Source organism: Geodermatophilus sp. SYSU D00779 (assembly GCF_054050595.1).
Window position 1 is genome coordinate 146,954 of the sequence record NZ_JBJGZQ010000002.1, and the last position, 21,833, is coordinate 168,786.

Here is a 21,833-nt window from a genome sequence, read left to right on the forward strand (position 1 = left end):
ACTCCCTGTCGGCTCCGTGACCTCGCTGCGGTGCTCACTCCCTGTCGCCTCATCGCCTGCCCATCCCCGCCCGGCGGGCGCGCTCCACGACCGGGCCGATCACGTCGAGGACGGCGTCGACGTCGGCATCGGTCGAGGTGTGCCCGAGGCTGAAGCGCAGCGAGCTGCGTGCGCGGTCGGGGTCGGCCCCCGTGGCCAGCAGCACGTGGCTGGGGCGCGCGACGCCGGCGCTGCAGGCCGACCCCGTGGAGCACTCCACGCCGCGGGCGTCGAGCAGCATGAGCAGCGCGTCGCCCTCGGCGCCGGGGAAGGACAGGTGCGCGTTGCCGGGCAGCCGCCCCGGCCCGCCGGCGACGACGTCGTCCAGCGGGGCGCCGTTGAGCTGGGCGTCGGGCACCTGTGCCATCACGCCGCCCACCAGCCGGTCGCGGAGCACGGACAGCCGCGCGGCCCGCTCCTCCCGCTCGGCGACGGCGAGGGTGGTGGCCACCTGCAGCCCGACGATCGCGGCGACGTCGAGGGTGCCGGAGCGCACGTCCCGCTCCTGCCCACCACCGTGCAGCAGCGGGGTGCACTCGGCCTCACGGCGCAGCAGCAGGACGCCGGCGCCCATCGGCCCGCCGAGCTTGTGGCCGGTCATGGTGAGCGCGTCGACGCCGCTGGCGGCGAAGTCGACCGGCACCTGCCCGACCGCCTGGACGGCGTCGCTGTGCAGCGGGACGCCCACGTCGTGCGCGACCTCGGCGAGCGCGGCCAGGTCGCTGACCGTGCCGATCTCGTTGTTGGCCCACATGACGCTGGCCAGGGCGACGTCCTCACCGGTGCCCAGCGCCGCGTGCAGCGCCTCGGGGGTGATCCGGCCGGTCGGCTCGACGGGCAGCCAGGTGACGTCGGCGCCGTCGTGCTTGGCCAGCCACTCGACGCTGTCGAGCACCGCGTGGTGCTCCGCGGGGCTGACCACGATGCGCCGGCGGCGGGAGTCGGCGTCGCGGCGGGCCCAGAACAGGCCCTTGACGGCGAGGTTGTCGCTCTCGGTGCCGCCGCCGGTGAACAGCACCTCCGACGGGCGAGCGCCCAGCGCCTCGGCCAGCCGCTCGCGCGACTGCTCGGCGACCCGGCGCGCGGCGCGGCCGCTGGCGTGCAGCGAGGAGGCGTTGCCCACGCGGCCCAGCTGCTCGGTCATCGCGGCCAGCACCGCGGGCAGCATCGGCGTGGTCGCCGCGTGGTCCAGGTACACCGCCTCGGAGCTGCTCATGACGCCGCCAGGGTAGTCCCGGCGTCGCGGACCGCCTCCCGCGGCGGAGCAGCCGCCCGCCCGGCCAGCCGCGCGCCCAGCAGCGCGAGGGAGGTGCAGACGGCGATGGACGCCGCCACGGCCGCGGGCAGACCGAGCAGCCCCTCCGTGGCCGCCGCGACGAGGACGCCGGCCAGCCCGATGGACAGCGCCGACAGGGTGACGTCGGCGATCTGCAGCGCGGCCGAGTCCGCACCCCTGCGGTGCTCCGGTGACTGCTCGAGCAGCAGGACGCCGACGCTGGGCATCCCGAAGCCCATGCCCAGGCCGGCGAGCGCCCAGGTGAGGTAGGCCGGCCAGCCGCCCAGCGCGGGGACCGCGGCCAGCACGGTCGCGGCCAGGCCCACGGCGAGCAGTCCGAAACCGAGCCGCAGCAGCCGCTCCCGCGGCACCTGCGGGAAGCGGCCCTGCAGCTGCGAGGCCAGCGCCCAGCCGACCGCGCCGGCGGTCAGCGGGAGACCCGCGGCGGTGGGGCTGTAGCCGTGCACGGTGGTCAGCAGCAGCGGGATCAGCGCGTCCATGCCGAAGAAGGCGCCGGCCAGGAGTCCACGGGAGGCGACCACCGCCGGCAGCCCCGGGGCGACGCGGGCGGTCCCGCGCGGCAGCAGGGGGCGCAGGCCGGCGAGCAGGGCGCCCGCGCCGACGACGGCGACGGGCACCGCCAGCAGGTCCAGGCGCTGGCCGGCGTACTGCAGCGCCGCGATGCCGAGACCGGCGAGCACCGCGCACCACCGGCGTCCCCTCGCCGGGGGTGGCGGGGAGTCCGGCGCGGTCAGCGACCGGCCGGCCGAGAGCACCAGCAGGGCGCCGAGGACGATCAGCGGCAGCAGGCCGAGGAAGACCAGCCGCCAGCTGGCGTGCGTGGTGACCAGCCCGGCCAGGACCGGTCCCACCAGGGCCGGGAGCACCCACGCCGCGGAGATGGCGCCGAACAGGCGGGGCCGCAGGGAGGAGTCGTAGGCCTGCCCCGCGATGACGTACAGCAGGACCACCATGACGCCGGCGCCGAGCCCCTGCAGGGCCCGGCCGGCGACGAAGAGCGCCATGCTCCCGGCCAGCCCGGCGACCAGCAGCCCCGCGGCGAAGGCCGCGACGCCCCAGGGCAGTGCGACGCGGGGACCGCGGCGGTCACCGGCGTCCCCGCCGACGACCATGCCCACGACCGAGGCCACGAGGAAGGCGCTGAACGGCCAGCCGTACCAGGCCAGCCCGTCGAGCTCGGCGACCGCGGTGGGCATCGCCGTCCCGACGGCCATGGCCTCGAACGCGATGAAGGTGACGAGCATGAGCAGGCCCGCCGTCGTCCGCCGGTGCGCCCGGTCGAGGATCCCCGGCACCGTGCTCGCGTCCACCTCTCCGCCAACCCGGTCGGGGTCCGGACACTTCCCGCCGGACAGACGTCGAGCGCCGGCCCCCGACGGGACCGGCGCTCGACGTGGCGACGTACTGGAACGGCCCCGTCCCGGGTCCCACCCTGAGCGTGCGAAGGGTGGGGAGGACGGGGTCCTTCACTTGCGGGCGTTGATGGCCTCGGTGGCCTGCGGGACGACGGTGTTCAGGTCGCCCACGACGCCGAAGTCGGCCAGCTCGAAGATCGGGGCCTCGGGGTCCTTGTTGACCGCCACGATCGTCCTCGAGGTCTGCATGCCGGCCCGGTGCTGGATGGCGCCGGAGATGCCGACCGCGATGTAGAGCTGCGGGCTGACGGTCTTGCCGGTCTGCCCCACCTGGAAGGTGTGCGGGTAGTAGCCGGAGTCGACCGCGGCGCGGGAGGCGCCGACCGCCGCACCGAGGGAGTCCGCGAGCGCCTCGATGATGGAGAAGTTCTCCGCCGAGGCGACGCCGCGACCGCCGGAGACGACGATCGAGGCCTCGGTCAGCTCCGGGCGGGAGGACTTCTGCTCCACGACCCGGTCGACGACGCGGGTGGCCTTGGCGGCGTCGGACAGCTGCACCGACACCTGCTCCTCCTCGGCCGCGCCGGGGGCCGGCTCGGGGGTGACCGAGTTGCCGCGCACCGTGTAGATCGGGGTGCCGACGGTGACCTTGGAGTGCACGATCGTCGCCCCGGCGAAGGCGACCTGGGTCGCGGTGCCGTCGGGGGCGATCTCGGTGACGTCGGTGAGGAAGCCGCTGCCGGTCTTGATGGCCAGCCGGCCGGCGATCTCCTTGCCCTCCGGGGAGGACGGGATGACCACCGCGGCAGGCTGCTTCTCGGCCACCAGCTGCGCGAGCACCTCGGCCTTGGGGGCGACCAGGTACTGGTCGACCTCCTCGGACTCGGCGACGTAGACCCGCTGCGCGCCGTACTCGGCCAGCTGCGCCTTGGCGGCGGCCGCCGCGCCGGGACCGCCGACGACGACCGCGGAGGGCTCGCCGAGCGCGCGGGCGGCGGTCAGCGCCTCCAGCGTGGTCTTGCGGACACCCTCACCGGCCGGGTTGAGCTCGACGAGGACCAGGACCTCTGCCATGACTGTGTCTCCTCCTGCGCTTCGATCCGGGTCAGACGATCTTCTGGGTGGCCAGGAAGTCCACCAGCTTGGCGGCGCCGTCGCCCTCGTCGTTGACCTTGACCCCGGCGCCCTTCGGCGGGCGGCCGGCGAAGTCGAGCACCTGGCTGGTGGCGGTGGCCAGACCGACGGTGGAGGGGTCGATGCCGAGGTCGGCCAGCGACTTCTTCTCCACCGGCTTCTTCTTGGCGGCCATGATCCCCTTGAAGGAGGGGTAGCGCGGCTCGTTGATGGTGTCCCAGGTGGACACGATCGCCGGCAGCGGCGCCTCCAGCGCCCAGTAGCCGCCGTCGGTCTGCCGTTCGACCCGTGCCACGCCCCCCTCGACGGTCAGCTTGCGCGCGCCGGACAGCTGCGGGATGCCCAGCCGCTCGGCCAGCAGCGCCGGCATCACCGACAGCTGCCCGTCGGTGGACTCCGCACCGCACAGCACGATGTCGAACGGGATCTGCTGGAGCGCCGCGGCCAGGATCGCCGACGTCTGCGGGGCGCAGGCGCCGTGGATGGCGTCGTCCACCACGTGCACGGCCTTGTCCGCGCCCATCGACAGGGCCTTGCGGATCGCGTCGGCCGCCGAGTCGGGGCCGACGGTCAGCACGGTGACCTCACCACCGTGGGCCTCCTTGAGCTGGAGGGCCTCCTCGATGGCGTACTCGTCGATCTCGTTGACGACGTTGTCCGCGCTGCCCCGGGCGACGGTGTTGTCCGCCGGGTCCAGGTTGCGCTCGCTCCCGGAGTCGGGGACCTGCTTGACCAGAACGACGATGTCCATCGTCAACCCACCTCCACGCATAGGGGCGCGGGCCAGCGCCCGCCTGCTCCGATAGTGGAGGTTACCGTCGGGTAACGGCCGTCCCGTCGGGGGTCGGGGTGACCTGGGTCACCTGCGCACCCGGCCGGGTTCAGCGCCCGGAGAAGGTGGCCTTGCCCGGCCCGCTCTCCAGGAACGAGCGCATACCGGTCTTCTGGTCCTCGGTGTCGAACAGCTCGGCGAACAGCCGGCTCTCCAGGGTCAGGCCCTCGCGCAGCGGCCGGTCCAGGCCCTCGTCGATCGCCTTCTTGGCGGCGGCCAGCGCCAGCGGCGGCCCGGCGGCGAACTTGCGGGCCATGGCGAGGGCGGTGTCGTACACCTCGGCGTCCGGGACGACGGCGTCGGCCAGCCCGACCTCCAGCGCCTCCTCCGCACCGACGTGGCGGCCGGTGAAGACCAGGTCCTTGGCCTTGGCCGGGCCGACCAGGCGGGCCAGCCGCTGGGTGCCACCGGCACCGGGGATGACGCCGAGCAGGATCTCCGGCTGGCCGACCTTTGCGCCGGCCCCCATGACCCGGAAGTCGGCGCACAGGGCCAGCTCGTAGCCGCCGCCGAGCGCGTAGCCGGTGATGGCGGCGATGACCGGCTTGGGGATCTCCTGGACCGCCGTGAAGGAGTCCGTGAGCTCCCGGCCCCAGGCCACCATGCTGCGGCCGTCGAGCTGGGACATGGCCTTGATGTCCGCGCCGGCGGCGAAGACCCGCTCCCCGCCGTAGAGCACGACGGCGCGCACGTCCTCGCGCTCGCCGGCCTCCAGGGCCGCGGCGCGCACCTCCAGGTGCAGCTGCTCGTCGATCGCGTTCATCTTCGGCCGGTCGAGGCGGATGGTCCCCACCCCGTCCTCGACCTGCAGCGTCACGAACTCCGGATCTGCCACGGGGACCTCCTGGCGGTGGACGACGTCGTCGTCCGCACCCTAACCAGCGGCCGGCACCGGTCCCCGTGGCGGTCGGCCGGTTCTGGCAGCGGCCCCTCTGCAGGGCCCCGCCGCGAGCTCGCGGGTGGCGGGAGGGCGGAGGGGCCCTCCCTCAGGCGGCCGGCGGCAGGTACTGCAGCCGGCTGTCCTCGAAGATCCGGCGGTCCGGCGCCACGACGAGCTCTGCGTCCCCGCGGGCGGCCTCGAGCGCGGCGACCAGGAACCCGCAGCGCTGGGTCGAGGGCACGCGGTACCCCGGCCCGGTGACCACCCAGATGCCCGACCCGTCGCCGGCGCGCTGCAGCACGTCGCCGGCGACGGCGGCCGAGGGTGTGCTCGTCATGCGGGCCTCGTAGTCGGTCCAGTCGACCCGGTCGGCCGGGCGCAGGTCCGGGTAGACGACCAGGTCCAGCCCGGCCTCCGGCGGCACCAGCCGGGCCACCGCGGGCCCGAGCTGGTCGGGGCAGAAGACGACGAGGTCGCCGGGGGCCGCGTCGTCCAGCGCCCGGGCGACCTCCCCGGCCTGCGTGCGGGGCTCCGCCACCTGGGGCAGCGCGGTGACCAGCCCCAGACCGGCGACCGCCACCAGCGCAGCGGCGCGGACGGCGGGGCCGGGCAGGGCCGCCACGCCCAGCGCGGCCAGCGTCAGGAAGGCGAGCACCGCCACGCTGGTGTAGCGGTCGTGGACCGCGGTGCCCGTGAGCCGGCTGACCTCGCCGGCCACCAGCAGCGTGCCCAGCGACAGGGCCAGCAGCACCAGGCGCGAGCGGCGCGGCCGCAGGGACAGGACCACCGTGCGCTCGCCGGGGCGCCGGGCGGCGGCCGCGGCGAGCAGGCCGACGGTGGCCAGCAGCAGCAGCGCCGTCCCGAGGACGTGGGCACGCACCTGGCCCCCGCCCTGCCAGGCCTCCAACGCCAGGGGAAGCACGGCGAAGCCGGGCGAGGCCGCCCACGGGGTCCCGGTGTGGGCCAGCTGCACGAGGAACGACAGCAGCCAGGGGCTGAACAGCAGCCCGCCGAGGGCCAGCCCGGCGAGCAGGCGCAGCGCCGGGCCGCGGCGGAACGGCAGCGCCGCGAGCGCGAGCACCCCGGTGACCGCGACGACGTGGAAGGCCCACACGTGCGTCAGCAGCAGGGCGCCGGTGACCGCGCCGAACCCGAGCACCGGCCCGGCGCCGGGGCGGCGCACCACCGCGGTGCCCGCGCCGATGCCGACCACGGTCAGCAGCACCAGCAGCGCGTACATCCGCGTCTCGCTGGCGTAGCGGATGAGGAAGGGCGAGGTCGCCAGCAGCACGACCAGCGCGGCCGCCGCGCGGCGGCCGGCCAGGCGGCGGGCGACGTACCAGGCGAGCGGCAGCGTGAGGACGCTGATGACCGCCGACAGGGCGCGCACCGCGGTCGCGCTGGTGCCGAACAGCGCCGTCCAGACGTGCAGGAGCAGGTAGTACAGCGGCGGCGACCCGTCCTGCTCCAGCGCGGCGAACAGGTCCGGCAGCGGCAGGTGGGCGATCGCGACGCTCTGCGCCTCGTCGAGCCAGAGCTCCGGCGGCGCGACGAAACGGGTGACCACCCCGGCGGTGACGAGACCACCGAGGAGGACCCACAGGACGGCGACCGACCACGGCTGACCGGAGCGCTCGCCGAGGCGGGTCCACAGGGCGGACCGGCGGGCCGGGCGGACCGGTGCCGGGGAGGTGGGGGCGGCCTGCGTGCCGCCGAGCCTAGGCAGCACGCGGGAAACGGCGGGGCAGCCACCCGGGGGCCCCGGAGGCGGCGGACCCGGCGGGTCCCGCTCCGACGTCGGCGGTGGAGCCGGTCCCCGGCAGTGGCCTGCGCACGCGTCCTCCGAAGCTCTCCCGGTGTCCCCCGGGTCCTGATCCGCCGCGCCGGTCCTCCCGGCACGACGAGACGGCGACACCCCGGTGCTCCTGGAGCGGAACCCGGGGTCAGCCCGTCGGGGCGGCCGCGCTGCCGCCCCCCGCAGTCTGACCGGACGCCGGGTCGGCGCGCCACAGCACCCCCAGGCCGGACGGCGAGGTCGCCACCTGAGCGTAGTGGGCCGACAGCTCTGCGGTGACGGCGCGGGTGCCCGCGGCCCGCCGCACGTCGGGGTCCGCCCGGTCCAGGCCCAGCACGACGACCGCGTCGAGGTCACCGCGCACCGCGGGCAGGTCGACCACCGGCGGGATGCGCTCGAGGCCGCGCATCTGCGGGTCGGCGTCCAGCCGCTGCCGCAGGTACGGCGGCCCGTCGAAGCGCACCTGGAAGTAGTCGTGCACCGCCTCGTAGTGGCCGACGTCGACGCCGCCCGCGCGGACGGCCAGCCGGCTGGACTCGTGGCGCAGCGGGTCCGGGAAGCCGGTGCCGGGCGAGACGACCGACCGGTCGTACTGCAGGACGGCGATCGTCGAGCCCGGCGGGATGTGCTCGGCCAGCGCCAGCAGCTCGGCCACCTCGTCGGCCGCGGCGGACTCCGCGGGCAGCCGGGTGGCCGCGGCGGCCGAGGCGGCGGCGACCAGGAGCACGGCCGCGGCGGCGCCGGCGCGCGGGCCCGGGGGGCGGGTGGCCGCCCACAGCACCAGGAGCAGCGGGGGGAACCAGGCGAGCCGGGCGGCGAGGAAGCCGAAGTCGGTGCTCAGGCGGTCCGGAGTCAGCCAGTAGACCGCCGTGACGCCGACGACCAGCAGCCCGAGGGCGACCCGCTCCGGCCCCAGCCCGGGGTCGCCCGGCCGCGCCCGCCGCAGCGCCGCGGCGGCGAGGACGGCGAGCACGACGACGGTGAGCAGCGCCGGCAGCCGCTCCGCGCCCCAGCCGGTGACGAACGGCCGCAGGCCGGTGGCGAGCTCCCCGAGCCGCCGCGACGACGCCGCGAGGTCTCCCTCGGCCGGCGGCCCCTCCCCCGTCGCCAGGTAGCCGGCGGTCAGCGCGGCCGACGGCAGGACGGCCAGCAGCACCGGGACGGCGTGCCGGCCGACGGCGGCGGGGACCGGCTGCCCACCGCGGACCGCCCCGGTGGCGCGCACCCCCGCCAGCGTCAGCGCGCTGCCGGCCGCGAACACCCACGGCAGCAGGTGGGCGCTCCAGGTCAGCACCAGCAGCCCGGCCAGGCCCGCTCCCGCGGGGATCCGCCACCCGTCCCGGCGGCGCAGCACCAGTGCGAGGACCAGCAGGGCCCCGATCACCCCGAGCACGAAGTTGTAGAAGCCGTAGGCCACCAGGTGGCTCCCGGCGAGGGGCAGCGCCGCCGCGGCCAGCCACCAGGTCCGCCGGTCGAGGGCGCGCACCGCGCCGGCCAGCGCGCCGACCAGCCCGAGCACCAGCCCGGCGACCAGCAGCTTCTCCCCGCCGTCCGGCCCGGCCAGGGGCACCAGCCCGGCCAGCAGCAGCGTGGCCAGCATGTTGGGCACCGGTGTCAGGTCGGTGCGGTAGTGCTCGGCCAGCACCGCGCCGGTCGCGCCGTCGTCCCCGGAGTGCAGCAGCACCCAGGCTCCGGCGACGTGCGCCGGGCCGTCCTGGCTGAGCACCGTGGGGAACAGCACCAGGGGCAGCAGCTGGACGACGACCCCGAGCGCCAGGGCCACCCCCGCCACGACCGCCGGCAGGGACGGGCGTCGACGCGGGCCGACCGGCGCGGTCCCGTCCCGGGTCCCGCCCCGAGCCTGCGAGGGGTGGGGAGGACGGGGTCCTCCTGTGGTGGGGGGCAGGGGGGCCTCTTCCTACGCCACCCGGCGGGCGGTCCAGCGCCCGTCGGAGCGCTGCACCTGCAGCGCCAGCCCGAAGGTCTCCGACAGCGCCTCCTGGGTGACCACCTGCTCCAGCGGCCCGGCCGTGACGACCTCTCCGCCGCGGAGCAGCAGCGCGTGGGTGTAGCCCGGCGGGATCTCCTCGACGTGGTGGGTCACCAGCACCTGCGCCGGGGCGTACGCGTGGCGGGCGAGGTCGGTCAGCCGGCTGACCAGGTCCTCGCGGCCGCCGAGGTCCAGCCCCGCGCCCGGTTCGTCGAGCAGCAGCAGCTCCGGGTCGGGCATGAGCGCACGGGCGATCTGCACCCGCTTGCGCTCGCCCTCGCTGAGCGTGCCGAACGGGCGGTGCGCCATCGGGGTCACGCCCCACTGCTGCATGAGCATCGCCGCGCGGGTGAGGTCGTGGACGTCGTAGCGCTCCCGCCAGCGGCCGACCACCGCGTACCCGGCGGAGAGGACGACGTCGCCGGTGCGCTCGCCGGGCTCGATCCGCTGGGCCAGCGCGGCGCTGGTCAGCCCGATCCGCGGCCGCAGCTCGAAGACGTCGACCGCCCCGAGGGTCTCCCCGAGCAGCGTGACCGCGCCGCGGGTGGGGTGCATCTGCGCCGCGGCCAGCTGCAGCAGCGTCGTCTTGCCCGCGCCGTTGGGGCCGAGGACCACCCAGCGCTGGTCGGCCTCGACCGTCCAGTCGATGCCGCGCAGCAGGTGCGTCTCCCCGCGCACGACGTCCACACCCTGCATCTCGACGACCGGATCGCTCGACACGACCCCATCCAACCAACCCGCCCCCGGTCCCGCGCCGCTGCGGCCCGGAGCCGGTCGGGGCTGACAGGATCGCCGACGTGCGCAACAGCCCGGACGAGTACGAGGTGTGGCCCGGCCGACCCGCCCCCCTGGGCGCCCACTGGGACGGCACCGGCACCAACTTCGCGCTGTGGTCGGCCGGCGCGCACGCGGTCGACCTGTGCCTGTTCGACGAGGACGGCACCGAGCACCGGCACCGGCTGCAGGAGAACACCCACCAGGTGTGGCACGGCCGGCTGCCCGGCGTCGGCCCCGGCCAGCGCTACGGCTACCGCGTGCACGGCGGCTGGGACCCCAGCGCCGGACAGCGGTACAACCCGGCCAAGCTGCTGCTGGACCCCTACGCCCGCGCCATCGACGGCGACCAGACCCTGCACCCGGCCCTGTTCGGCTTCCGGTACGAGGGCGGCGAGGGCCCCGACCCGCGCGACTCCGCGCCGTACGTGCCGCGCGGGGTCGTCGTCCGCGACGCCTTCCCGTGGGACGGCGACCGCTCCCCCGCCACCCCCTGGTCGGACACGGTCATCTACGAGGTGCACGTCAAGGGCGCGACGACCCGCCACCCCGACGTCCCCCCGGCGCTGCGCGGCACCTACGCCGGGCTGGCCCACCCCGCGTTCGTCGAGCACCTGCAGTCCCTCGGCGTGACCGCCGTCGAGCTGCTGCCGGTCCACCAGTTCGTCAGCGAGCCGCACCTGCTGCGCCGCGGGCTGACCAACTACTGGGGCTACAACACGCTGGGCTACTTCGCCCCGCACGCGGCGTACAGCTCCTCGGGCACGGCCGGGCAGCAGGTCACCGAGTTCAAGGCGATGGTCAAGACGCTGCACGCCGCGGGCATCGAGGTGGTCCTCGACGTCGTCTACAACCACACCGCCGAGGGCGACCACACCGGCCCGACGCTGTCGTTCAAGGGCATCGACAACGGCGGCTACTACCGGCTGCGCGAGGGCGAGCCCTCCCGCTACCAGGACTACACCGGCTGCGGGAACACCCTCGACGTCCGCCGTCCCCAGGTGCTGGCGCTGCTCATGGACTCGCTGCGCTACTGGGTCACCGAGATGCACGTGGACGGCTTCCGCTTCGACCTCGCCGCGGCGCTGGCCCGCTCGCTGCACGACGTCGACCGGCTCTCGGCGTTCTTCGACGTCGTCCACCAGGACCCGGTGGTCAGCCAGGTGAAGCTGATCGCCGAGCCGTGGGACGTCGGCCCGGGCGGCTACCAGGTGGGCAACTTCCCGCCGCTGTGGACCGAGTGGAACGGCCGGTACCGCGACACCGTCCGCGACGTGTGGTCCGGCGCCCGCGTCGGGGTGCGCGACCTGGCCTACCGGCTGACCGGCTCGTCGGACCTCTACCGCTCCGACGGCCGCCGTCCCTTCGCCAGCGTGAACTTCGTGACCGCCCACGACGGCTTCACCCTCGCCGACCTGGTCACCTACGAGCACAAGCTCAACGAGGACAACGGCGAGGACAACCGGGACGGCGAGAGCCACAACCGCAACTGGAACTGCGGGGTGGAGGGCCCGACCGACGACGCCGAGGTCTGCGCGCTGCGGAGCCGGCAGGTGCGCAACCACCTGGCCACGCTGCTGCTGTCGACCGGCGTCCCGATGCTCACCGCCGGCGACGAGCTGGGCCGCACCCAGCTGGGCAACAACAACGCCTACTGCCAGGACAACGAGATCTCCTGGCTGGACTGGTCGGACGTCGACGAGGACCTGAGGGCCTTCGTCGGCCGCCTGCTGCGGCTGCGCCGGGAGTCGCCGGTGCTGCGGCAGGAGGCCTTCTTCGAGGGCCACGAGGTCGCCGACACCGGCGGCACCCGCGACCTGGCCTGGTTCGCCCCCGGCGGCGCGCAGCTGGACACCGGCGACTGGTTCGACAACGACCTGCAGACGATCGGGATGTACCTCGACGGCCGCGGGATCCGGCACCGCGACCAGCGCGGCCGGCCGGTGCAGGACGACTCCTACCTGGTGCAGCTGCACGCCGGCGCGGAGCCGGTCACCGTGCACCTGCCCGGCGCGCCCTGGGCCGACGGCTACGAGTTCGTCGTCTCGACCGAGTGGTCCACCGGCGCGCCGCCGCGTCCGACCGTGGTCGCGCCCGGCCCGATCGAGGTACCGCCCCGCTGCGTCTGGCTGTTGCGCGTCCTCCGGAGGCCGTGACACCGCGGCCGGGTGCCATCCGGTCGTCGCCGGCCCCGTTGTGGGGCTGCCCGCGCCTCGCGGGTGCTGCAGCGCCGCTCGCGGGTGCAGCAGAGCCGACAGAGCACGCTGCAGCGCCGGCAGAGCACGAGGAACGCCGGCAACGGGAGCCGCCGACTCCCGCGCGGTTCCTGCCGCTCCCGCGCCGGTGCACCGGCGCGGGGTCGGGTGGAACGGCGCGGGAGTGCACTACCAGAACGCCGAGAGCCCCGGTCCGCACGGACCGGGGCTCTCACGGGCATGGCCACCCTCCAGGGTCCCGCGCCGGGAGTGCGAGGCGTGGGGGTGGTCCTTCCTCAGTCGGGCTGCTGCTCGAAGGTGATGACCGTCCAGCCCAGCAGCAACCGGTCGCCGTCGGAGAGCGGGTGGGCGACGCCCGGCTCGAGCTGGGTCCACTCGGTGGCCTCGGGACCGGCGACGTGGGTGCCGTTGAGCGAGCCCAGGTCGACCAGCGACACCTCGCGGCCGTTGCGCTGGATCGCGGCGTGCGCCGAGGAGAGCACGTTCTGGGTGTCGGCGATCGGTACCGGCCGCGCCGAGCCCGCCGTGACCAGCTCATGGTTGTCCGGACGCCGGCCGAGCACCAGGTCCTCGTCGACCGTCACGACCAGGCCGTCGTCGAAGCGCAGCACCGGGGGAGGTGCGGTGTCGGGCTTCCAGAACGCGGTCGCCTCCCCCTCGTCCTCCCGCGGCTGCGAGGGGGTGGCCGTCGCGCCGTAGCCCGAGGAGCCCGCGCTGCCGAAGCCGGCGTCCGAGCTCGCGGTGAACGACGACGCCGCGGTCTGCGGGGCGGCGGCCGACGACGGGTGCGCCACCGCGGCGAGCTGCAGCATCGCGCCCGAGCCGGGGACCGTGCCCTCGACCAGGTCGTAGGCGACGCCCGGCGGCATGGAGGGCACCGGCTGGCCCGGGCCGACGTAGAGGGTCTGGCCGAGCTGGAAGCCGCTGGCGAGGGTGCAGCCGTCGACCGACGAGCCCGACACCGGGACGCCGTCCACGGCCGGCTGGCCCTTGCCGGACCACAGCGCGACGCCGGTGCCCGAGCCGCCCGCGGTGTCGACGAGGACCAGCGCGAAGGAGGCCGAGCTGCCACCGAGCGCGGAGACCTGCCCGGCGATCGCCCCGAGGACGCGCTCCGCGCCGGGACCGGACACCCCCAGGCAGGCGTGCAGCGCGGCGACCAGGGCCGGCGAGCCGGGGGCGTCCACCCACAGCAGGCCGCCTCCGCGTCGGGCGACGACGGAGTCGCCTGGCAGGACTTCACAGCGGTCGGGCATGGCTTCCAGCCTAGAGGCGACTCACCCGCCTGGGTGACCGGTCCTCCCCGCCACGCCGATCACCCGGCGGGCCGGCGGGACCCCTGGGACCGGCGTGGCGGGTGTGCCGGCCGTGACCGAGGGCCTCCTGTCCCCCGCTGCTCGCAGGCTCGCAGCGGGACCCTGCGAGGAGGTCGTTCAGGCGCTCGCGACGACCCCCAGTTCGGCCGGGTCGGCCAGGTGCTCGGAGTGCGGCAGCACGCGCACCGTGTACCCGAAGGCACCGGTGCGCTCCAGCGGGACCGTGGCGGTGAACCAGTGCCGCGACCCCTCGGTGTGCTCGTGCGCCATGGGCAGCGTGGTCACCTCGTGCAGGCCGTCGGCGTCGTCCACCCGCCCGTAGGCCGCCTGCACCTGGACGTCGGACGGCGTGAGCCCCGGCAGCTCCACCTCCGCCCGCAGCGCCAGCGTCGAGCCGATCTCCGGGGTGTCGCCGGCGCCGGTGGCCTCGACGTGCGCGACCCGCACGGTGCTCCAGCGGTCGAGCAGCCTGGCGCGCCAGCCGGCCTCGGTGCGGGCCGCGCCGTAGCCGGAGTCGGCCATCGCCCGGGAGGAGCGGGCCGCCGGCACGTAGAGCTGCTGCACGTAGTCGCGCACCATCCGGGTCGCCAGGACCTTGGGGCCGGTCTCGCGCAGCGTGTGCCGCACCATCTCGACCCATCGGCTGGGGACGCCGTCCCGGTCGGTCTCGTAGAAGCGCGGGATCACCTGGGTGCCGAGCAGGTCGTAGATGGCCCGCGCCTCGATGTCGTCGCGGCGGTCGGGGTCGGCGATGCCGTCGGCGGTGGGGATGGCCCAGCCGTTCTGGCCGTCGAACCACTCGTCCCACCAGCCGTCGCGGATGGAGAGGTTCAGCCCGCCGTTGAGCGCGGCCTTCATGCCCGAGGTGCCGCACGCCTCCAGCGGGCGCAGCGGGTTGTTGAGCCAGACGTCGCAGCCCCAGTAGAGGTAGCGGGCCATGCCGATGTCGTAGCCGGGCAGGAAGGCGATGCGGTGCCGGATCGCGGGGTCGTCGGCGAACTTCACCATCTGCTGGATCAGCTGCTTGCCGCCGTCGTCGGCCGGGTGGCTCTTGCCGGCGATGACCAGCTGCACCGGACGCTCGGGGTCGAGCAGGAGCGCCCGCAGCCGCTCGGGGTCGCGCAGCATGAGGGTCAGCCGCTTGTAGGAGGGCACCCGGCGGGCGAAGCCGATCGTGAGGACGTCGGGGTCGAACGCGCTGTCGGTCCACCCCACCTCGTGCTCCGCGGCGCCGCGGGACAGCGCCGTGTCCCGCAGCCGGCGGCGCACCTCCTCGACCAGCCGGCCGCGCAGCATCCGGCGGGTGCTCCACAGCTCGCCGGAGGGGATGCGGTCGACGCCGTCGAAGTGCACCGGGCCCTCGACCTCGACCGGGTCGCCCTGGCTGGTGACCTGCGTGCCCATCTCGACCAGCTCGCGCGCGGTCCAGGTGGGCGCGTGCACGCCGTTGGTGATCGAGCTGATCGGCACGTCGCCCTCGTCGAAGCCCGGCCACAGGCCGCGGAACATCGACCGGCTGACGTGCCCGTGCAGCCGGCTGACGCCGTTGGCGCGCTGGCCCAGCCGCAGGCCCATGTGCGCCATGTTGAACTTCGCCGGGTCCTGCTCGGCGCCCAGCGGGATCAGCTGGTCCAGGGGGACGCCGAAGCCGGCGAAGTAGCGCTCGATCAGCGCCCGCGGGAAGCGGTCGATGCCGGCCGGCACCGGCGTGTGGGTGGTGAACACCGTGCCGGCGCGGACCGCCTGCAGCGCCTCGGCGAACGACAGCCCGTGCGACTCGGTGAGCTCGCGGATCCGCTCGATGCCGAGGAAGCCCGCGTGCCCCTCGTTGGCGTGGTAGACCTCCGGCGCCGGCGTCCCGGTGAGCTGGCAGTAGGCGCGCAGCGCCCGCACGCCGCCGATGCCGAGCAGCATCTCCTGGCGCAGCCGGTGGTCCTCGTCGCCGCCGTAGAGGCGGTCGGTGACCCCGCGCTCGGCCGGCGTGTTCTCCTCGATGTCGCTGTCGAGCAGCAGGAGCGCCACCCGGCCGACCTGGGCCCGCCACACGTGCGCGAACAGGGTGCGCCCCTCGGGCAGCGGGACGTTGATGACGACGGCGGTGCCGTCGGGCTGGCGCAGCAGCTTCAGCGGCAGGCCGTGCGGGTCCAGCGACGGGTAGTGCTCCAGCTGCCAGCCGTCGGCCGACAGGCCCTGCTCGAAGTAGCCGGCCCGGTACAGCAGCCCCACGCCGATCAGCGGGACGCCGAGGTCGGAGGCGGCCTTGAGGTGGTCGCCGGCGAGGATGCCCAGACCGCCGGAGTACTGCGGCAGCACCTCGGTGATGCCGAACTCCGCGGAGAAGTAGGCGACCGTCGCCGGCGCCCCGTCCCCGAGCGACTGGTACCAGTGCGGCGCCGACAGGTACTCCTGCAGGTCGTCGACGACGTCCTGCAGCCGGCGCACGAACCGCCGGTCCCGCGCCAGGGTGGCCAGCCGCTCGGCCGAGACCTCGCCCAGCACCTTCACCGGGTCGCCGTTGCAGGTCCGCCACAGCTCGGGATCCAGTGCCTCGAAGAGGTCACGGGTCTCGGCGTGCCAGGACCACCGGAGGTTGGTGACCAGCTGGGACAGCGGCAGCAGCTCCTCGGGGAGCGATGCCCGGACGGTGAACCGGCGGAGTGCGCGCACGGGCCGAGACTAGCGACGGCCACCACGGCCCTCGGAGCGGTGCACCGCCCGACGCGCGAGGATGAGCCATGGCCAGCCGACGTCCCGGTCACCCCTCCGTCCCACCCGTCCCGCACCACGAGCGGCAGGCCACTGCGGCCGATGTGCTCACCCGACGCGCCCTCGATAGCGTGGCGGGGATGACTGGCCGCGCTGACCTCCGCCTCGGCATCACCGATGTCGCCCCCGTCGTGTCCTGCGGCGCGTTCTCCGCGCGCGCCGTGGTCGGTGAGCACCTGCCGATCACCGCCACCGTCTTCCGCGAGGGCCACGACGCCGTCGCGGCCGACGTCGTCGTGACGGGCCCGGACGGCTCGCGTCAGCCGTTCAACCGGATGGAGCGCTTCGGCGACCAGCCCGACCGCTGGCTGACCACCGTCGTCCTCGACCGCGAGGGCCGGTGGACCTACCGGGTGGAGGCCTGGAGCGACCCGCTGGCGACCTGGCACCACGCCGTCGAGGTGAAGATGGCGGCCGGCCAGGGCCCCGAGGAGCTCGCCAACGACCTGGAGGAGGGCGCCCGGCTGCTCGACCGGGTGGCCGCCGAGGCCGGCGACGACTGGCGGGACCGGGTGACCGAGGCCGCCGCGGCCCTGCGCGACACCTCGCGCGAGCTGCCGGCCCGGGTGGCCCCGGCGCTGGCCGAGGCGCTGCAGCGCTACCTGCACGACCACCCGGTGCGCGAGCTGGTCACGCCCGGCCCGGAGTACGAGGTGTGGGTGGACCGCCCGCGGGCGCTGTTCGGCTCCTGGTACGAGTTCTTCCCCCGCTCCACCGGCCCGGTGGTCGACGGCCGGGCGACCCACGGCACCTTCGCCACCTCCGCCGAGCGGCTGCCGTCGATCGCCGACATGGGCTTCGACGTCGTCTACCTGCCGCCGATCCACCCGATCGGCACGGTCAACCGCAAGGGCCCCAACTCCCCGCAGTACCCCGGCGGCAACCCGCACGAGGTCGGGCCGGACGACCCGGGGTCGCCGTGGGCCATCGGCAGCGCCGAGGGCGGGCACGACGCCGTCCACCCGCAGCTGGGCACGATGGAGGACTTCCGCGGCTTCGTCGAGCGCACCCGCGAGCTGGGCATGGAGGTGGCGCTGGACTTCGCGCTGCAGGCCGCGCCCGACCACCCCTGGGTCAAGGAGCACCCGGAGTGGTTCACCACCAAGCCCGACGGGACCATCGCCTACGCGGAGAACCCGCCGAAGAAGTACCAGGACATCTACCCGATCAACTTCGACAACGACCCCGAGGGCATCTACGCCGAGTGCCTGCGGGTCATCCGGGTGTGGATCGACGCCGGGGTGCGCATCTTCCGCGTCGACAACCCGCACACCAAGCCGCTGAACTTCTGGCACTGGCTGATCTGGACGGTCAAGGAGACCGACCCCGACGTGCTGTTCCTCGCCGAGGCGTTCACGCGGCCGGCGATGATGCACCAGCTGGCCCGCATCGGGTACACGCAGTCCTACACGTACTTCACGTGGCGCACCGAGCGCGGCGAGCTCGAGGAGTACGGCCGCGAGCTGGCCGCCAACTGCCACTACATGCGGCCGAACTTCTTCGTGAACACCCCGGACATCCTGCACGCGTCGCTGCAGCTCGGTGGCCCGCCGATGTTCAAGATCCGCGCCGCCCTGGCGGCGATGATGAGCCCGACGTGGGGTGTCTACTCGGGCTACGAGCTCTTCGAGCACGTCGCGGTGCGCCCCGGCAGCGAGGAGTACCTCGACAGCGAGAAGTACCAGCTGCGGCCGCGTGACTGGGCCGCCGCCGAGTCCTCCGAGCGCAGCCTCGTGCCCTACCTGCGCCGGCTCAACGAGGTCCGCCGCGCCCACCCGGCCCTGCAGCAGCTGCGCACGCTGCGGTTCCACCACGTGGACAACCCGAACCTCATCTGCTTCTCCAAGACCGACCCCGGCTCGCAGGACGCCGTCCTGGTCGTGGTGAACCTCTCCAGCCACCACACCCAGATCGGGACGACGGCCCTCGACCTGCCGGCGCTCGGCCTGGACTGGTACGAGCGGTTCACCGTGACCGACGAGCTGACCGGCAACAGCTGGGACTGGGGCCAGTTCAACTACGTCGAGCTCGACCCCTACCGGGAGCCGGCGCACGTCTTCTCGATCACCTACCCCCGGCAGGTCCGGGTACCGCCGCCGGTGGCGTGAGAAAGGACCCGCCCGCCCCCCACTCGCAGGCTCGCGGCGGGCCCCTGCAGGCGAGCCACGACCTCTCATCCGCAGCACTACCCGAGGGGCACTACCTCTGATGACCGTTCCCGTCCCCGACTCCCCCGCCGGCCGCCCCGAGGTGACGCCGTCGGCGCTGCCGGCCCCCGGCACCGACCCCGAGTGGTACAAGCGCGCCGTCTTCTACGAGGTGCTCGTCCGCGGCTTCGCCGACAGCAACGCCGACGGCGTCGGCGACCTCCGCGGCATGATCGACAAGTTGGACTACCTGCAGTGGCTCGGCATCGACTGCCTCTGGCTGCCGCCGTTCTTCGCCTCGCCGCTGCGTGACGGCGGCTACGACATCAGCGACTACACCGCGGTGCTGCCCGAGTTCGGCGACATCGAGGACTTCAAGGTCCTGCTGGCCGAGGCCCACGCCCGCGGCATCCGCGTGATCATCGACTTCGTCATGAACCACACCTCGGACCAGCACCCCTGGTTCCAGGCCAGCCGCAGCGACCCCGAGGGTCCCTACGGCGACTTCTACGTGTGGAGCGACGACGACACCCGCTACGCCGACGCGCGGATCATCTTCGTCGACACCGAGAGCTCGAACTGGACCTTCGACCCGGTGCGCAAGCAGTACTTCTGGCACCGGTTCTTCTCCCACCAGCCCGACCTCAACTTCGAGAACCCCCGGGTGCAGGAGGCGATCGTCGACGCCCTGCGCTTCTGGCTGGACCTGGGCATCGACGGCTTCCGGCTCGACGCCGTCCCCTACCTCTACGAGGAGGAGGGGACCAACTGCGAGAACCTGCCCAAGACCCACGAGTTCCTCAAGCAGGTCCGCAAGGTGGTCGAGGCCGACTACCCCGACCGCGTGCTGCTGTGCGAGGCCAACCAGTGGCCGGCCGACGTCGTCGAGTACTTCGGCGAGGACGGCGACGAGTGCCAGATGGCCTTCCACTTCCCGGTGATGCCGCGCCTGTTCATGGCCGTCCGGCGGGAACAGCGGTTCCCCATCTCGGAGATCATGGCCCAGACGCCGGACATCCCGGACAACTGCCAGTGGGGCATCTTCCTGCGCAACCACGACGAGCTGACCCTCGAGATGGTCACCGACGAGGAGCGCGACTACATGTGGGCGGAGTACGCCAAGGACCCCCGCATGAAGGCCAACATCGGCATCCGCCGCCGGCTGGCGCCGCTGCTGGACAACGACATGGACACCCTCGAGCTGTTCAACGCGCTGCTGCTGTCGCTGCCCGGCTCACCGGTCCTCTACTACGGCGACGAGATCGCCATGGGCGACAACATCTGGCTCGGCGACCGCGACGGCGTCCGCACCCCGATGCAGTGGACGCCGGACCGCAACGGCGGCTTCTCCACCGCCGACCCGCAGCGGATGTACCTGCCGCTCAACGCCGACCCGGTCTACGGCTACCAGGTCACCAACGTCGAGTCGCAGCTGCGCAACACCAACTCGATGCTGCACTGGCTGCGGCAGATGATCCAGGTCCGCAACCAGCACCCGACCTTCGGTCTGGGCAGCTTCGCCGAGATCGGCTCGCGCAACCCGACGGTGCTCTCCTTCGTCCGCGAGTTCGGCGACGACGTGGTGCTCTGCGTCAACAACCTCTCCCGGTTCCCGCAGCCGGTGGAGCTGGACCTGCGCCGCTTCGAGGGCTACACGCCCGTCGAGCTCACCGGCCGGGTGGAGTTCCCGCAGATCGGCGTCCTGCCCTACATGCTCACCCTGGCCGGCCACGGCTTCTACTGGTTCGAGCTGGCCAAGCCCGCCGAGCCGGTGGAGGAACCCGCCGAGACCGACGACACCTCGGTCGCCGACACCCTGCTGGCCGCGGGCCTCGTCGGCAGCGGGGAGGAACCGCCCCCGGGCGGCACGGCCGACACGGGAGGACCCCGATGAACGTCCTGACCGGACTGCTCCAGGAGTGGATGCCGTCCCAGCGCTGGTTCGGCAGCAAGGGACGGGAGTGGGCCGACGTCGCGGAGGAGAGCTTCTTCCTCGACCGGTCCCACCCCGTGCTGTCGATCCACCGGGTGACGGTCACCTACACCGACGGCGTCAGCGAGACCTACCTGGTGCCGCTGTCCTGGCGCGACCACCCCGCGGAGGAGCTGACCGCGGCCCTCATCGGCACCGTCCCGCACGAGAACGGCGAGAACTACGCCTACGACGCGATGCGCGACCGCGAGGCGACCTCCAGCTGGCTGACCCACCTCGCCGAGGGGGCGACGGTCGGCCCGATGCGGTTCGTCCCGGGCGAGGGCGCGGAGATCCCGGCCGGGATCCCCGGCGACATCGTCTCCACCGAGCAGAGCAACACCTCGCTGGTCTACGGGCAGGAGGCCATCCTCAAGCTGTTCCGCCGGCTCGAGCCCGGCCTGAACCCGGACGTCGAGATCCACAGCGCCCTGCGCCGGACCGACAACCCGCACATCGCGCCGCTGCTCGGCCACGCCGAGATCGACCACGACCGGGACGTCGACACCCCGCCGGCCACGGTCTTCATGCTGCAGACCTTCGTGCCCAACGCCAGTGACGGGTGGCGGCTGGCCACCGCCAGCGTGCGCGACCTCTACGCGGAGGGTGACCTGCACGCCGACGAGGTGGGCGGGGACTTCGCCGCCGACAGCGAGCGGCTGGGCGCGGCGACCGCCTCGGTGCACGCGGACATGGCGCGGGTGCTGCCGACCGAGGAGGCCGACCCGGCCTGGTTCGGCACGGTCGCGCGGCAGATGAACGAGCGGCTCGACGCCGCCATCGAGGTCGTGCCCCAGCTGGCCGAGCACGCCGACGGGCTGCGGGCGGTCTACGCGGCGGTGGCCGAGAGCCCCGAGCCCGTCGTCCGCCAGCGGGTCCACGGCGACCTGCACCTGGGCCAGGTGCTGCGCACCGCGACCGGGTGGATCGTGCTGGACTTCGAGGGCGAGCCGGCCCGCCCGCTGGCCTCGCGGCGGGAGCTCGACAGCCCGATGCGCGACGTCGCCGGCATGCTGCGCAGCTTCGACTACGCCGCCCGGCACATGCTCGTGGAGCAGCCGGGTGATCAACAACGCGCTTACCGCGCGCAGGAGTGGGCAGAGCGCAACCGGAGCGCCTTCTGCGCGGGCTACGCGGCCGCGAGCGGGATGGACGCCTGCGGCAACAGCCCGTTGCTGCGGGCGTTCGAGGCGGACAAGGCCGTCTACGAGTGCGTCTACGAGGCGCGCAACCGCCCGCACTGGCTGATGATCCCGCTGCAGTCGCTGTCCCGGCTCACCGCCGCGGGCTGACGCGCGCGGCACGACCACCGACACATCG

Annotated in this window: 14 protein-coding genes; 4 read left to right on the forward strand and 10 right to left on the reverse strand. The window is 74.2% G+C overall.

The annotated features are described in order from the left end of the window. Window positions 1–49 precede the first annotated feature (49 nt). From ACI79G_RS02060 to ACI79G_RS02095, 8 genes are all read right to left on the reverse strand, one after another. Entirely contained in the window at window positions 50–1,255 is a 1,206-nt protein-coding gene (locus tag ACI79G_RS02060; RefSeq protein WP_456879234.1) for a cysteine desulfurase family protein, read from the reverse strand. After that, window positions 1,252–2,646 (reverse strand): MFS transporter, encoded by a 1,395-nt coding sequence (locus tag ACI79G_RS02065; protein ID WP_456879235.1) that lies wholly within the window; start codon window positions 2,644–2,646, stop codon window positions 1,252–1,254. Before ACI79G_RS02065 ends, ACI79G_RS02060 begins: the two co-directional genes overlap by 4 nt. A gap of 156 nt (window positions 2,647–2,802) precedes the next feature. Next, complete coding sequence (locus ACI79G_RS02070; protein WP_456879237.1) at window positions 2,803–3,765, reverse strand: electron transfer flavoprotein subunit alpha/FixB family protein; 963 nt, start codon at window positions 3,763–3,765, stop codon at window positions 2,803–2,805. 31 nt (window positions 3,766–3,796) lie between these two features. Next, window positions 3,797–4,576, reverse strand: coding sequence for an electron transfer flavoprotein subunit beta/FixA family protein (locus ACI79G_RS02075; RefSeq protein WP_456879238.1), 780 nt, complete (start codon window positions 4,574–4,576; stop codon window positions 3,797–3,799). Between the two features lie 130 nt (window positions 4,577–4,706). Then, a complete protein-coding gene (locus ACI79G_RS02080) occupies window positions 4,707–5,492 on the reverse strand; it encodes an enoyl-CoA hydratase/isomerase family protein (RefSeq protein WP_456879240.1) in 786 nt (261 codons plus the stop codon). A gap of 151 nt (window positions 5,493–5,643) precedes the next feature. Next, window positions 5,644–7,266, reverse strand: a complete 1,623-nt coding sequence (locus tag ACI79G_RS02085) for a glycosyltransferase family 39 protein (RefSeq protein ID WP_456879241.1) — start codon at window positions 7,264–7,266, stop codon at window positions 5,644–5,646. Between the two features lie 214 nt (window positions 7,267–7,480). After that, window positions 7,481–9,124: a hypothetical protein gene (locus ACI79G_RS02090; protein WP_456879243.1), complete on the reverse strand. Its 1,644-nt coding sequence runs from the start codon at window positions 9,122–9,124 to the stop codon at window positions 7,481–7,483. 126 nt (window positions 9,125–9,250) lie between these two features. Next, window positions 9,251–10,042 (reverse strand): ABC transporter ATP-binding protein, encoded by a 792-nt coding sequence (locus ACI79G_RS02095; RefSeq protein WP_456879245.1) that lies wholly within the window; start codon window positions 10,040–10,042, stop codon window positions 9,251–9,253. 77 nt (window positions 10,043–10,119) lie between these two features. Between ACI79G_RS02095 and glgX the strand changes: the two genes are divergently transcribed. Further along, window positions 10,120–12,252: a glycogen debranching protein GlgX gene (glgX, locus tag ACI79G_RS02100; RefSeq protein ID WP_456879247.1), complete on the forward strand. Its 2,133-nt coding sequence runs from the start codon at window positions 10,120–10,122 to the stop codon at window positions 12,250–12,252. A 335-nt stretch (window positions 12,253–12,587) separates the two neighbouring features. On the opposite strand, the gene ACI79G_RS02105 is transcribed toward glgX, so the two are convergent. Both ACI79G_RS02105 and glgP read right to left on the reverse strand, forming a co-directional pair. Next, window positions 12,588–13,568: an FHA domain-containing protein gene (locus ACI79G_RS02105; protein WP_456879250.1), complete on the reverse strand. Its 981-nt coding sequence runs from the start codon at window positions 13,566–13,568 to the stop codon at window positions 12,588–12,590. Between the two features lie 177 nt (window positions 13,569–13,745). After that, window positions 13,746–16,295, reverse strand: coding sequence for an alpha-glucan family phosphorylase (glgP, locus tag ACI79G_RS02110; protein ID WP_456879254.1), 2,550 nt, complete (start codon window positions 16,293–16,295; stop codon window positions 13,746–13,748). A 179-nt stretch (window positions 16,296–16,474) separates the two neighbouring features. Here glgP and ACI79G_RS02115 point away from each other — a divergent pair, with 179 nt between their 5' ends. The 3 genes from ACI79G_RS02115 to ACI79G_RS02125 all read left to right on the forward strand — a co-directional run bounded on the left by ACI79G_RS02115 (window position 16,475) and on the right by ACI79G_RS02125 (window position 21,805). After that, window positions 16,475–18,502 (forward strand): alpha-1,4-glucan--maltose-1-phosphate maltosyltransferase, encoded by a 2,028-nt coding sequence (locus tag ACI79G_RS02115; protein ID WP_456879258.1) that lies wholly within the window; start codon window positions 16,475–16,477, stop codon window positions 18,500–18,502. 100 nt (window positions 18,503–18,602) lie between these two features. Beyond that, entirely contained in the window at window positions 18,603–20,435 is a 1,833-nt protein-coding gene (treS, locus tag ACI79G_RS02120; RefSeq protein ID WP_456879261.1) for a maltose alpha-D-glucosyltransferase, read from the forward strand. Then, complete coding sequence (locus tag ACI79G_RS02125) at window positions 20,432–21,805, forward strand: maltokinase N-terminal cap-like domain-containing protein (RefSeq protein WP_456879264.1); 1,374 nt, start codon at window positions 20,432–20,434, stop codon at window positions 21,803–21,805. The genes treS and ACI79G_RS02125 overlap by 4 nt, the downstream gene beginning before the upstream one ends. The last annotated feature ends 28 nt before the right edge of the window (window positions 21,806–21,833 follow it).

Coding starts and splice junctions, on each gene's coding strand:
- ACI79G_RS02060 (WP_456879234.1), bottom strand. CDS start 1,255: ATGAGCAGCTCCGAGGCGGTGTACCTGGACCACGCGGCGACCACGCCG.
- ACI79G_RS02070 (WP_456879237.1), bottom strand. CDS start 3,765: ATGGCAGAGGTCCTGGTCCTCGTCGAGCTCAACCCGGCCGGTGAGGGT.
- ACI79G_RS02075 (WP_456879238.1), bottom strand. CDS start 4,576: ATGGACATCGTCGTTCTGGTCAAGCAGGTCCCCGACTCCGGGAGCGAG.
- ACI79G_RS02105 (WP_456879250.1), bottom strand. CDS start 13,568: ATGCCCGACCGCTGTGAAGTCCTGCCAGGCGACTCCGTCGTCGCCCGA.
- ACI79G_RS02115 (WP_456879258.1), top strand. CDS start 16,475: ATGACTGGCCGCGCTGACCTCCGCCTCGGCATCACCGATGTCGCCCCC.
- treS (WP_456879261.1), top strand. CDS start 18,603: ATGACCGTTCCCGTCCCCGACTCCCCCGCCGGCCGCCCCGAGGTGACG.
- ACI79G_RS02125 (WP_456879264.1), top strand. CDS start 20,432: ATGAACGTCCTGACCGGACTGCTCCAGGAGTGGATGCCGTCCCAGCGC.